Source organism: Streptococcus gallinaceus (assembly GCF_040545695.1).
GTDB lineage: Bacteria > Bacillota > Bacilli > Lactobacillales > Streptococcaceae > Streptococcus > Streptococcus gallinaceus.
In genome coordinates, this window is sequence record NZ_JBEPMK010000001.1 from 227,464 (window position 1) to 240,096 (window position 12,633).

Annotated in this window: 14 protein-coding genes and 1 pseudogene; 11 read left to right on the forward strand and 4 right to left on the reverse strand. The window is 40.5% G+C overall.

Going from position 1 to position 12,633, the window contains the following annotated elements; translation table 11 throughout:
- Positions 1-135 precede the first annotated feature (135 nt).
- The 3 genes from ABID27_RS01190 (at position 136) to upp (ending at position 3,011) form a co-directional block, all read left to right on the forward strand.
- Positions 136-696, forward strand: coding sequence for a sugar O-acetyltransferase (locus tag ABID27_RS01190; protein WP_253362703.1), 561 nt, complete (start codon positions 136-138; stop codon positions 694-696).
- Positions 697-706: 10 nt separating this feature from the next.
- Positions 707-2,305: a glycoside hydrolase family 13 protein gene (locus ABID27_RS01195; protein WP_253362704.1), complete on the forward strand. Its 1,599-nt coding sequence runs from the start codon at positions 707-709 to the stop codon at positions 2,303-2,305.
- 76 nt (positions 2,306-2,381) lie between these two features.
- Positions 2,382-3,011: a uracil phosphoribosyltransferase gene (upp, locus tag ABID27_RS01200; protein ID WP_253362705.1), complete on the forward strand. Its 630-nt coding sequence runs from the start codon at positions 2,382-2,384 to the stop codon at positions 3,009-3,011.
- A 49-nt stretch (positions 3,012-3,060) separates the two neighbouring features.
- Here upp and ABID27_RS01205 read toward each other — a convergent pair whose 3' ends face one another.
- Genes ABID27_RS01205 through ABID27_RS01215 form a run of 3 tightly spaced genes read right to left on the reverse strand, consistent with a single transcriptional unit; the run spans position 3,061 to position 5,175 of the window.
- On the reverse strand, positions 3,061-4,098 hold the full coding sequence (locus ABID27_RS01205) for a DUF4097 family beta strand repeat-containing protein (RefSeq protein ID WP_354279660.1): 1,038 nt from the start codon (positions 4,096-4,098) through the stop codon (positions 3,061-3,063).
- Positions 4,095-4,862 carry a DUF1700 domain-containing protein gene (locus tag ABID27_RS01210; protein ID WP_354279662.1) on the reverse strand — a complete coding sequence of 256 codons (768 nt, stop codon included), beginning with the start codon at positions 4,860-4,862 and terminating at the stop codon, positions 4,095-4,097. Before ABID27_RS01210 ends, ABID27_RS01205 begins: the two co-directional genes overlap by 4 nt.
- Positions 4,849-5,175, reverse strand: a complete 327-nt coding sequence (locus ABID27_RS01215) for a PadR family transcriptional regulator (RefSeq protein ID WP_253362709.1) — start codon at positions 5,173-5,175, stop codon at positions 4,849-4,851. Before ABID27_RS01215 ends, ABID27_RS01210 begins: the two co-directional genes overlap by 14 nt.
- A 199-nt stretch (positions 5,176-5,374) precedes the next feature.
- Between ABID27_RS01215 and ABID27_RS01220 the strand changes: the two are divergent.
- From ABID27_RS01220 to ABID27_RS01255, 8 genes and pseudogenes are all read left to right on the forward strand, one after another.
- Positions 5,375-5,968, forward strand: a pseudogene (locus ABID27_RS01220) (ATP-dependent Clp protease proteolytic subunit); the annotation flags it as partial.
- Between the two features lie 66 nt (positions 5,969-6,034).
- Complete coding sequence (locus ABID27_RS01225) at positions 6,035-6,283, forward strand: DUF2129 domain-containing protein (protein ID WP_354279665.1); 249 nt, start codon at positions 6,035-6,037, stop codon at positions 6,281-6,283.
- Between the two features lie 110 nt (positions 6,284-6,393).
- The gene (locus ABID27_RS01230; protein ID WP_253362712.1) at positions 6,394-7,566 is read left to right on the forward strand and encodes an ABC transporter substrate-binding protein; all 1,173 of its coding nucleotides are present in this window, start codon (positions 6,394-6,396) and stop codon (positions 7,564-7,566) included.
- A gap of 150 nt (positions 7,567-7,716) precedes the next feature.
- Positions 7,717-8,604 carry a branched-chain amino acid ABC transporter permease gene (locus ABID27_RS01235; protein WP_354279667.1) on the forward strand — a complete coding sequence of 296 codons (888 nt, stop codon included), beginning with the start codon at positions 7,717-7,719 and terminating at the stop codon, positions 8,602-8,604.
- A 2-nt stretch (positions 8,605-8,606) separates the two neighbouring features.
- Positions 8,607-9,554 (forward strand): branched-chain amino acid ABC transporter permease, encoded by a 948-nt coding sequence (locus tag ABID27_RS01240; RefSeq protein WP_253362715.1) that lies wholly within the window; start codon positions 8,607-8,609, stop codon positions 9,552-9,554.
- Positions 9,555-10,319 (forward strand): ABC transporter ATP-binding protein, encoded by a 765-nt coding sequence (locus ABID27_RS01245; protein ID WP_354279669.1) that lies wholly within the window; start codon positions 9,555-9,557, stop codon positions 10,317-10,319. It begins immediately after the preceding gene.
- Positions 10,319-11,029 (forward strand): ABC transporter ATP-binding protein, encoded by a 711-nt coding sequence (locus ABID27_RS01250; RefSeq protein ID WP_253362719.1) that lies wholly within the window; start codon positions 10,319-10,321, stop codon positions 11,027-11,029. The genes ABID27_RS01245 and ABID27_RS01250 overlap by 1 nt, the downstream gene beginning before the upstream one ends.
- Positions 11,030-11,155: 126 nt before the next feature.
- Complete coding sequence (locus ABID27_RS01255; RefSeq protein WP_253362721.1) at positions 11,156-11,812, forward strand: CBS and ACT domain-containing protein; 657 nt, start codon at positions 11,156-11,158, stop codon at positions 11,810-11,812.
- Positions 11,813-11,850: 38 nt separating this feature from the next.
- Here the strand turns inward: ABID27_RS01255 and ABID27_RS01260 are convergent, their stop codons facing one another.
- Positions 11,851-12,528: a transporter substrate-binding domain-containing protein gene (locus tag ABID27_RS01260; protein WP_354279672.1), complete on the reverse strand. Its 678-nt coding sequence runs from the start codon at positions 12,526-12,528 to the stop codon at positions 11,851-11,853.
- Positions 12,529-12,633 lie beyond the last annotated feature (105 nt).

Sequence of the window (12,633 nt, forward strand, 5' to 3'; positions counted from 1 at the left end):
ATTGGAGAGGAGCAGTCCTCTCTTTCTTTTTTAACGAGAATAGAGTTATGCAAACGTTTGACTAATGGAAGCGTTTCACTTATAATAGAAGAACAGTGAAAACCTTTCTTTTAGACATAGAGGAGAAGTAAAAGAATGACAGAAAAAGATAAAATGCTAGCAGGGGAATTATACAATTCTGGAGATGCAGAATTAGTTGCTTTGCGAAATGCAGCTCGTATCAAACGTCAGGCTGTCAATCAAGAAATGGATGGCGCCAAGCGTTCTCAATTGATGAAAGACTGGCTGGGAACGACTGGTCAACGGATTTATGTTGAGACGCCGGTGACTCTGGATTATGGCTGTAATGTTCATGTGGGAGAGGATTTTTATGCCAACTTCAACTGGACGGTCTTGGATACTTGTCCTGTTACCATCGGGAAAAATGCCATGTTGGGACCAAATGTCCAGTTTTATACAGCTTTACATCCATTAGATGCTGAAGAGCGGATTGCAGGTCCTGAATATGGTGCGCCAATTACCATTGGTGACCGTGTCTGGATTGGTGGTGGTGCTATAATTTTGGCAGGCGTGACCCTTGGGGATAATGTTGTAGTCGGTGCAGGCTCTGTTGTGACCAAGTCATTTGGTGACAATGTTGTCATCGCGGGCAATCCAGCTCGTGTTATTCGGCAATTAGATAAAAAAGAAAATTAAGGAGAAGAATATGAAAACAGATTGGTGGAAAAAAGCGGTATTGTACCAAGTGTATCCGCGAAGCTTTCAAGATTCAAACGGTGACGGTGTCGGGGACCTAAAAGGAATTACCCAGCGTCTCCCTTATCTTGAAAAACTAGGTATCAATGCCATTTGGCTTAGCCCTGTTTACCAGTCCCCTATGGATGATAATGGTTACGACATTAGTGATTACCAGGCCATTGCGCCCGAATTTGGGAGCATGGAAGATATGGATGAGTTGATTGCAAAAGGGCATGAATACGGTATTAAAATCATCATGGACCTAGTCCTCAACCACACCTCCGATGAGCACATGTGGTTTCAAGAAGCGCTCAAGGGTCCTGAAAATCCTTATCACGATTATTACGTCTGGGCAGATGAGCCCAACGGTCTCAAGTCTAGTTTTTCAGGCTCAGCATGGGAATATGTCCCTCATCTCAACAAATACTATCTTCACTTATTCTCCAAAAAGCAACCAGACCTCAACTGGAAAAATCCCGCTGTAAAAGAAGAAATTTACAAGATGATCAATTTCTGGTTGGACAAGGGAGTTGGTGGATTCCGTCTAGATGTGATTGATTTGATTGGGAAAGAGCCAGAGCAGGAAATTACAGCTGATGGACCAACTCTCCATCCCCTCATCAAAGAGCTCAACCAGCATACATTTGGTAGCCATGATGTGGTAACGGTTGGGGAAACTTGGTCCGCCAACCTTGAAAATGCTCCGATTTATTCAAATCCAGACGGCAGTGAATTTTCAATGGTCTTCCAATTTGAACATGTTTTGCTAGATCAACAACCTGGAAAAGAGAAGTGGGACCTAGCTCCCCTCAATCCAGCAGACCTCCACAAGGTCATGACCAAGTGGCAAACAGGTTTGGTTGGAAAAGGATGGAACTCCCTCTTTTGGAACAACCATGACCTTCCACGTGCCATTTCACGATTTGCAAGCGACAGCCCAGAATACCGCGAAATCAGCGGTAAAATGCTGGCCATCTATCTTCACTTTATGTCAGGCACCCCTTACATTTACCAAGGCGAAGAAATCGGTATGGTTAACACTCCGATAAGGGACATTTCTGAAGCGGATGATATTGAAAGCCGCCGCATGTATGCAGAACGTCTAGAAGAAGGCTATACAAAAGAGGAGATTATCCACTCTATTAACGTCAAAGGGCGTGACAATGCACGTCGTCCTCTTGCTTGGACGAGTGAAGAAAATGGTGGATTTACAAAAGGAAAACCTTGGTTGGCTTTGAATGACAACTACAGCTGGCTCAATGTTGAAGCTGCCTTGGCGGATGAACATTCACTTTTTTACACCTATCAAAAATTGGTTGCACTTCGTGCCCAATACCCAGTGATGGCAGAAGGTCAGTTTGAAGCACTGGAAACGGGCAATGATCTCGTTTTGGCTTATCGAAAATTTGACCAAAATGATGAGTTTACAATCCTTGTGAACTTTAGCCAGGAAGAGCAAGAATACAGCCTCTCAGCAGAAGGTCAAGTCTTTCTGCACAACTACGCTAGCCCTTCGAAGAATTCCTCAACACTTCGTCCATACGAAGCGCTTGTTTTCAAAAAATAAAGGTCTTGCCATTTTTGGCAAGATTTTTTTGTGATTTTTTGGTAGAATAGAAAAAACACCATAAAGGAGTCTTATCATGGGAAAATTCCAAGTCATCTCACACCCACTTATTCAACATAAATTGTCCATCTTACGCCGTAAAGATACCTCTACAAAGGATTTTCGCGAGTTGGTGGATGAAATTGCTATGTTGATGGGTTACGAAGTTTTGCGTGACTTGCCACTCGAAGATGTGGAAATTGAAACACCGATTATTAAAACAGTCCAAAAACAACTTGCTGGTAAAAAATTAGCCATTGTTCCAATTCTTCGTGCCGGTATTGGTATGGTAGATGGATTGTTGAGCTTGGTTCCAGCGGCTAAAGTTGGTCATATCGGTATGTATCGTGACGAGACAACCTTGCAACCAGTTGAGTACTTGGTAAAATTACCAGAAGACATCGACCAACGCCATATTTTTGTAGTGGATCCAATGTTGGCTACTGGTGGCTCAGCTATCTTAGCTATTGATTCATTGAAAAAACGCGGCGCTTCAAATATCAAGTTTGTAGCCCTTGTAGCAGCACCAGAAGGAGTAAAAGCTCTTCAGGAAGCACACCCAGATATCGACATCTATACAGCTGCATTGGATGAAAAACTCAATGAGCACGGCTATATCGTCCCAGGATTGGGAGATGCAGGTGACCGTCTCTTCGGTACAAAATAAGCAAACAAAAAGGTGAGAAGATTTTCTCGCCTTTTTATCATATTCAAATTTACTGTGGTGTACGCAAATTGATAGTTGCGTTAGTTGTTTGGATAGTCAATTTATTTTTACTATTTGGCATTTGTGTGATAAGAGTTTGCTCCTCCTCTTTGCTAGAAATTGGCAGTTTTTCGTACTTATCGCGTGTGAAAATCCCTACATTTTCTAAAGTTGTTTGAAAGTTACTGTTTGTTTCATAACTTGAGTTTTCTTCCCCTCCATAGCTATAACCAAGCTCTTGTGCCAAATCTTTTTTGTTAATTTTATTATGAATATTGAAGGAAAGTGTAGTAAGATTTTTATCCGTAAAATCTAAATTCGTCACTGTCAGCCCTTGCTTACCAGGAGTAAACACGTTCTCGCCGATTAGCGTAAGCTGACGTCCTTCTAGACTATGGTAACCCTCGATCTTTACTTGTTCAAGTATTGAGTCTGACATGTTAAGTGTATTTGTCTGGGCTGAAATTGTTACATTTTTAAGATTTGAGTGAAGAACATCGATCCTATAGCCGCTGATGTTTCCACTTAAAATATCTACATTTTCCAAGTTTAGATTACCGGAAAAGTTAATTTCTCCAAGTTTACTATTTTGTATAGAAATAGAGTTCATGTTATAACCTTCTAATTTCTCTAAAGTTTTATTTTTAGGAATTTGAATATTGATCGTTTGGCTGGTCGAATTTCTTTGTGCTAATACTTCACCCAAGACGTGTAATAGGCCCTTTATTCTGAATCTCATTGTTTCCGAAGAGAGAGTTAATGTATTTTTATTTTGATTTATTTTCACAGAATTGTATAAATGATTTGGAGAATTATAATAGGAGACATGGTAGTAGTTATCGGCAGATTCTTGAATGGCAATATGCTGAGGGATATAGTCAATCTTTAGAGACGATATATCGGTGTAAGTCTTTGTAATTTGTTCTGGTTTACTGATTTGTTGCAGACGGTCTACTCCGCCAGAGAAGAAACCAATTCCTATAATAACTAGACCCAAAATGACACTGGAGAAGGCGGTGATAATAATGATTGTTAATTTCTTTTTCATACTCGTTTACCTCTTTTCAAGATCCATTTGAAAGAGAATTTAATTCCCTGCCATGCCCAATAAGAGAAAAATCCAGTTAGCAGATAGAGGAGAATGGCTCCTCCAACTAGGCTCAATCCGATTCCGAAGCCTATTAAAAAGACATTTCCCCCTTGAGAAAGGAGAGTGATAGCTTCCCAGATGAAGTAGATGCCACCGATAAAAGCGATCAAACCTGCGATAGCACCAGCCAAAAGTAAACCAAGTGCAAGAAATAGTAGACCAACCAGACTAATAATTAGTAAAATCAGTGCTGGTATGGCAATTGGTAGCGAAATGACAGCAAGAATAGCCAGCCAAATTGTCTTCTTTGTTTCGCGAATTTCTTGCCAATTTTTCCCAATATAAAATGCTCCAAAACTAGAAGTTAAAAAGAAAATAAAAATTCCAAGTAATGGGCGGTATAAAATTGTAACCAAGCAGAAAGAGGTAAGGAGGCCAATTCCCAGCCCAATCAGAGTATAGAGATGATATTTTGGGAATCGTACTTTCTTGTCAGAAGAATCTTCCGTGCCTTCTCCTTGGATGTGGCGATTTAGGATATTGTTGATGAGTTCGCTAGCAGCTTCTTTAGGCGTACCCAATTCTGTCATCACACGTTCCTCTTCTTCAGGGCCGGCTTCATCAAAGTATTCATGAAAGAAAGTGATGGCTTCTTGAAATTCCCTATGCGGCAATTTTTTCAAATGTTTTTCTAGTTGAGCCAAGTATTCAGTTTTTGTCATGGCGGATGCTCCCTTCTATGATGCCATTGATTGTATTCACATAAGTATCCCAATCATCTTTGAGACGAACCAACTCTTCATGTCCTAACTGGGTTAAACTGTAGTATTTCCTCATTCTCCCTTGGTATTCTTGAGAATAAGTGGCTAATAAATCATTTTGTTCCAGACGTTTTAGGATAGGATATAGAGCCGATTCTTTTATATTGGATACTAACTTGATAGTTTGGCAAATCTCATATCCATAAGAATCTTGAGATTCTAAAATGCTGATAATCAGAAATTCTGTCAATGCTGCGGGGACAGGGAATTGCATGAGAAACACTCCTTTCAGTCATAGTTATAGTAATTATTAATATATAGTTTTATAATTTATATATTAAAGTTTAATATATATAAATTATAACTCTATAAATAAAAACTGTCAATCAATATAAATAGAAATGAAACTTTTTATTTGACCTTTTTTGACCAAAAAATTATAATAAGACTATTGAAATAGAGAAACGGAGAAATGTATGATTCCAGTAGTTATCGAACAAACCAGCCGTGGCGAGCGTTCCTACGATATTTATTCTCGCTTATTAAAAGACCGTATTATCATGTTGACAGGACCAGTTGAGGACAATATGGCCAATTCTGTTATTGCTCAGCTCTTGTTCTTGGATGCTCAAGATCCGACTAAAGACATCTATCTTTATGTCAACACACCTGGTGGCTCAGTATCAGCAGGGCTTGCCATTGTGGATACCATGAACTTCATCAAGGCAGATGTACAAACCATTGTTATGGGAATGGCCGCTTCAATGGGAACCATCATTGCATCATCTGGCGCCAAAGGCAAACGCTTTATGCTTCCAAATGCAGAGTACATGATTCACCAACCAATGGGTGGAACGGGTGGAGGTACACAGCAGACCGATATGGCTATCGCTGCAGAACACCTCTTGAAAACACGTAATAATTTGGAACAAATTTTGGCTGAAAACTCAGGAAAAACAGTAAAACAAGTTCACAAAGATGCAGAACGTGATTACTGGATGAGTGCGGAAGAAACATTGGCCTATGGTTTTATCGACAAAATCATGAAAAATACAGAATTAAAATAATAGACAAAGAAAGAGAAGTTGAAGCAGACTTCTCTTTTTGTTATAATGAAAGAAAAGGAGTAAAGCATGTTTGAGAAAGAAGAACGTTTGAGTTTGGCAGTTTATCTGTACTACAATCGTGATGCCCGCAAGCTAAATCAATATGGCGACTTGACCTATCATTCACGTCGATTGCGCTATGCCATTCTCTATGTTGGTCAGGAAAAAGCAGAAGAAATCATGACAAGTTTGAAAAAAGAGAAGTTTGTTAAGCGTGTGGTTCCATCTTATTTCAAAGAAATTGACAAGGATTTTGTTGGTTCTTTATATCGTTAAAAAAGGAAAATGGTTTCAAAAATTATTTTTCTTTTTTTGTTGACAATTTTCAGATAATTCAGTATATTAGTTACATCGTTAAATTTTAAGGAAAGTTTAGGAAACTATTTATGAAAAAAAGTAAATTTACCATCGCTCTTGTGAGCCTTGCTTCAGCTGCTATGCTTGCAGCATGTTCAAGTGTTTCTAGCACAGGTGGATCTGGTTCAGCTGGGACAAAAGTTGGAGACACAGTAAAAGTTGGTCTTAACTTGGAATTGTCAGGTGCTGTTTCTTCTTATGGACAAACAGAAGAAAAAGGTGCTAAATTGGCCGCTAAAGAAATCAATGCTAAAGGTGGCGTTGATGGAAAAGATATCGAAATCATTTCAAAAGACAACAAATCTGAAACTGCAGAAGCTGCTACAGTTGCGACAAGCTTGGCAAGTGAAGGCGTAAACGTCATCGTTGGTCCTGCGACCTCTGGTGCTTCAGGTGCGTCAACCTCAAGCGTGACCAAGGCAGCTGTTCCAATGATTTCACCTTCGGGTACACAAACTGACTTGGTAGTAGACAGCAAAGGGAATACGCAAGAATACTTCTTCCGTACAACATTTACAGATGGATACCAAGGTCAAATCATGTCTAAGTATGCAACTGAAAAACTCAGCGCTAAAAAAGTTGTCCTTTACTACGATAACTCATCTGATTACGGTAAAGGTGTAGCGAAAGCATTTAAGAAAGCATTCAAAGGCGAAATCGTCTCAGAAGTGACATTTGCTTCAGGAGATAAAGATTTCCAAGCTGCTTTGACAAAAATCAAAGACAAAGATTTTGACGCAATCATCATGCCAGGTTACTACAATGAAACTGGTACGATTACAAAACAAGCACGTGAACTTGGTTTGAACCAACCAATTCTTGGTTCAGATGGATTTGACTCACCACAATATGCTGAATTAGCAACAGCGGCAGCAGCCAAAGATGTCTACTACCTCTCAGCATTCGTTACATCAGCTAGCGAAAAAGCAAAAGCATTCTACGATGCATACAAGGCTGAATATGGTGAAGAGCCATCAATGTTCTCTGCACTTGCATACGACTCAGTTTACATGGCAGCAGAAGCAGCTAAAGGTGCCAAAACATCTGTTGATATCAAAGATAACTTAGCTAAATTATCTAAATTTGAAGGTGTGACAGGTACAATGTCTATCGACAAAGAGCACAATGTTGTGAAATCAGTTTATGTCGTTGGTTTGAAAGATGGCAAACAATCTACAGTTGATACAGTTTCTGTAGACTAATTAGAAAAATAGAAGGCTAGGATTGCGGTTCCGGCCTTTCTTTACAGTTGAAAATTTTTACGAATTGTCAGACAATAGCACTTGAAAATTGTCAGAAAATTATCGTATAATAGACCGTATTTGAAAATATTTAGAAAGATTGGTGAACTTATGCTTCAACAACTTGTCAATGGTTTGATTCTGGGTTCTGTCTATGCTTTGTTGGCCCTTGGCTATACCATGGTGTACGGAATCATCAAACTCATTAACTTTGCCCATGGTGATATCTATATGATTGGTGCCTTTTTGGGTTATTATCTGATTAACAATCTGACGGTTATCGATAATATGGCCGTCCGCTTCTTTGTGGCTCTGCCGATTGCTATGGCAATTACAGCACTCCTAGGTGTGGTCATTGAATTCTTAGCCTATCGTCCATTGCGCAATTCGACTCGGATTGCTGCCTTGATTACCGCCATAGGGGTTTCCTTCTTCTTAGAGTATACGATGGTCTATTTCTTCTCAGCCAATGTGCGCCCATTCCCACAGGCTATTGAAACGACTAAGTTTACTTTAGGTCCAATCAGTGTGACCAATATTCAACTCTTGATTCTTGGGATTTCCCTCGTACTTATGGTTGCGTTGCAATTCATCGTCACCAAAACCAAAATGGGGAAAGCTATGCGAGCTGTTTCTGTGGATAGCGATGCCGCTCAACTCATGGGAATCAATGTAGACCGTACAATCAGCTTTACTTTCGCACTTGGTTCAGCCTTGGCGGGTGCTGGCGGTGTTCTTATTGGCCTGTACTATAACTCTATTGAGCCATTGATGGGGATGACACCAGGTATCAAAGCCTTTGTTGCCGCTGTTCTTGGTGGTATCGGAATTATTCCTGGTGCCGCTCTGGGTGGATTTGTTATCGGTATTTTGGAAACAATGGCGACAGCTGTTGGCTTGTCAGACTTCCGTGATGCAGTTGTCTATATCGTCCTCATTCTTATCCTTTTGGTCCGTCCAAGTGGTATCCTCGGTAAAAATGTGAAAGAGAAGGTGTAACCATGAAACAAAATTTGAAACTCAATCTTATCTGGTTAGCCATTCTTGTTGCAGGCTTTCTTTTGATTGATGTCTTAGTAGCAGCTGGCGTCTTTAACTTTTACTACATTCAAATTGTGCAGCAAATTGGGGTCAATATCATTTTGGCTGTAGGACTAAACCTAGTTGTTGGTTTTTCTGGGCAGTTCTCTTTGGGGCACGCTGGTTTTATGGCCATCGGTGCTTATGCTGTGGCCATTATCGGCTCCCAAATGCCAACTTATGGTGGATTCATCTTGGCCATTGTGATTGGGATGTTGTTAGCAGGTGCAGTGGCATTGCTCGTAGGGATTCCAACTCTTCGTCTAAAAGGGGATTACCTTGCCATTGCGACACTTGGTGTGGCTGAAATTATACGTATCCTTATTATCAACGGTGGTGATTTGACAAACGGCGCTGCTGGAATTATGAACATTCCTCTCTTTACCAATTGGCAAATTGTTTATGCTTTTGTAGTGATTACAACGATTTTAACCTTGAATTTCTTGCGTAGTCCGATGGGACGTGCGGTCATTTCTGTCCGTGAAGATGAGATTGCTGCTGAGTCAGTTGGTGTTAATCCAACTAAAATGAAAGTTGTGGCCTTTGTTATTGGTGCTATGACAGCAGCCATTGCCGGAGGTTTGCAAGCGGGTTATGTTGGGACAGTTGTGCCAAAAGACTTTGCCTTCATGACATCTGTTAATATCTTGATTATCATCGTTTTGGGTGGCTTGGGTTCAATTACAGGAACTTTCTTAGCAGCTATTGTACTTGGTGTCTTGAACGTTTTCCTCAAAAATTACTCTGATATCAGTATGATTATCTATTCGCTGGCTTTGATTCTCATCATGATTTTCCGTCCAGGCGGACTCTTGGGCACAAAAGAACTTGCCCTGTCAGCATTCTTTAAAAAGAAGGAGGACAAGTAAATGGCACTTCTTGAAGTAAAAAAATTAACCAAACATTTCGGTGGATTGACGGCTGTTGGCGATGTGACCATAGAATTGGAAGAAGGAGAATTGGTCGGTCTTATCGGACCAAATGGTGCTGGTAAAACAACACTTTTCAACCTTCTGACAGGTGTCTACGAGCCGAGTGAAGGAAGCGTTACGCTGGATGATACCTTGCTAAATGGCAAGGCGCCTTCTAAAATTGCGTCACTTGGTTTATCACGTACTTTCCAAAATATCCGCTTGTTCAAGGACATGACAGTGCTGGAAAATGTTTTGATTGCCTTTGGGAATCACCATAAACTACATGTATTTGCAAGTTTCTTCCGCTTACCAGTCTTCTATAAAAATGAAGCTGACTTAAAAGAAAAAGCCTTGGAATTGTTGAAAATTTTCAACTTGGACAAGGATGCAGATACACTTGCTAAAAATCTTCCATACGGACAGCAACGTCGGTTGGAAATCGTTCGCGCACTGGCAACAGAGCCAAAAATTCTTTTCCTTGATGAGCCTGCTGCAGGTATGAACCCACAAGAAACGGCTGAATTAACGCAGTTGATTCGTCAAATCAAGGATGATTTCAAGATTACCATTATGCTGATTGAGCATGATATGAGTCTGGTTATGGAAGTTACCGAACGCATCTACGTATTGGAATATGGTCGCTTGATTGCACACGGAACACCGGATGAAATCAAACAAAATAAACGTGTTATCGAAGCCTATCTAGGAGGTGAAGCCTAATGTCTATGTTAAAAGTTGACAATCTATCTGTACATTACGGCGTCATCGAAGCCGTAAAAAATGTTTCTTTTGAGGTAAATGAAGGCGAAGTTGTTACCTTGATTGGTGCCAATGGTGCTGGGAAAACCTCTATCTTGCGGACTATTTCAGGATTGGTTCGTCCATCATCAGGAACTATTTCTTATCTGGGTAATGAGATTCAAAAAGTTCCAGCTCGTAAAATCGTAGCTGCAGGGCTCGCTCAGGTACCAGAAGGACGCCATGTTTTCCCAGGATTGACAGTTATAGAAAATCTGGAAATGGGTGCTTTCTTGAAAAACAATCGCGAAGAAAATCAAAAGAACTTGAAAAAAGTTTTTGACCGTTTCCCACGCTTGGAAGAGCGTAAGGGACAAGATGCAGCGACACTTTCAGGTGGTGAACAGCAGATGCTTGCTATGGGTCGTGCGCTCATGAGCCAGCCAAAACTCTTGCTCTTGGATGAACCATCTATGGGCTTGGCACCAATCTTTATCCAAGAAATTTTTGATATTATCCAAGATATCCAAAAACAAGGAACAACCGTTCTCTTGATCGAGCAAAATGCCAATAAGGCACTCGCTATCGCAGATCGCGGGTACGTATTGGAAACTGGTAAGGTCGTCTTGACAGGTAGTGGCCAAGAACTTCTTGCCTCTGATGAAGTCCGTAAGGCTTATCTTGGTGGATAAAAGTCGTAAAAGTCATTCCTTTTGGATGGCTTTTAGCTTACAATTTACCTGCTAATCAGTGCAAAGGTAGTGGTTAGTAATTTCTAAAATATGCTATAATAGACTTAGAAAAATGGAGGAAATTCTATGGCTGTCAAAGAATTTATGACACGAAAAGTGGTGTATATTTCACCAGATACGACAATTGCCCATGCAGCAGATCTCATGCGTGATCAAAATATTCACCGTCTGCCCGTGATTGAAAATGATAAATTGGTCGGCCTTGTAACGGAAGGAACTATTGCTGAAGCGAGTCCATCTAAGGCTACTAGCCTATCCATCTATGAGATGAATTACCTTCTCAATAAGACCAAGGTCAAAGATGTCATGATTAAAGATGTGATTACCGTATCGCAATTTGCGAGTCTGGAAGATGCAGTCTATCTCATGTACCAAAATAAGGTGGGTATTTTACCCGTTGTGGATGATGGTCAGCTGTATGGAATTATCACAGACCGAGATGCATTTGCAGCCTTTCTTCATGTATCTGGCTATGGAGAAGAGGGAGTACGCCTCCGCATGCTAGTAGATGATAAGGCAGGTGTTTTGGGAAATATTCTTCAAGTCATTGCCAAGGAAGGCTATAACATTAAGCGGACGGTACAAATTGAAGACCGTTCTGAACGTGCTGTAGTCGAAATCCAAATTGGTGGTAAGGTTGATGAAGACAGCCTGACAACCTGTTTGACGCAAGCAGGCTTTGTTGTGGATAGTATCCAACACACCGTTGCCAAGAAAATATAAGAAAAAGGCCTGTCCAATTGAGGACAGGCCTTTTTTAGTTACTCAGAAGTATTTGACTCGTAGGCTTCCTGTACATAGGTAGCGTATTTGCCAGATGTGACCAATTCTTTGACAACTTTATTGATTTTCTTTTTCAAGATGTCATTATTTTTTGAAAATGCAACGGCATATGAGTCGGTATCTGATGAGTCTAGTTCGATTTTTGCTAAGGTTAATCCAGGGTTATTTTTGATATAACCTTCTGCGATTGGCTTTTCTAAGATGACCGCATCAACTGTTCCGGCTTGTAATTCGGTGATCATATTTCCATTTGATGTGAGTGAAATCAAGGTTGCATCTGGAATTTGGTCTTTGATGACGGATTCTTGTACAGAACCTTTTTGAGCAGCAATGGTTTTACCGGCTAGGCTCTTGATGGAAGAGAAGGTATTTAGCTGTTCATTTTTGATGATGAGAACATTATTGGCTTTGTAGTAAGGGTCTGAGAAGTCGAATGTTTTCTTTCTCTCTTCTGTGACGGAAATACCTGAAATCGCAATGTCTGCCTTGCCAGTTTGAAGGCTTGAGAGGACGTTGTCAAAACTCATTGGAGAGAGTTCCAGCTTGACTCCGAGTTCATCTGCGATTGCCTGGGCCAATTTTACATCTGAGCCGACGATGGTGTCTTTGCCGTTGACAAGAGTCTTGTATTCAAACGGTGCGAATTCAGGATTCATAGCGACGACTAATTTATCATTTTTTTGTATATTATTAACAGTTGCATCCTGCCCTGACGAAGTAGAGCAAGCACTTAATAATATAGAAAGAGCGATTGTTGATAA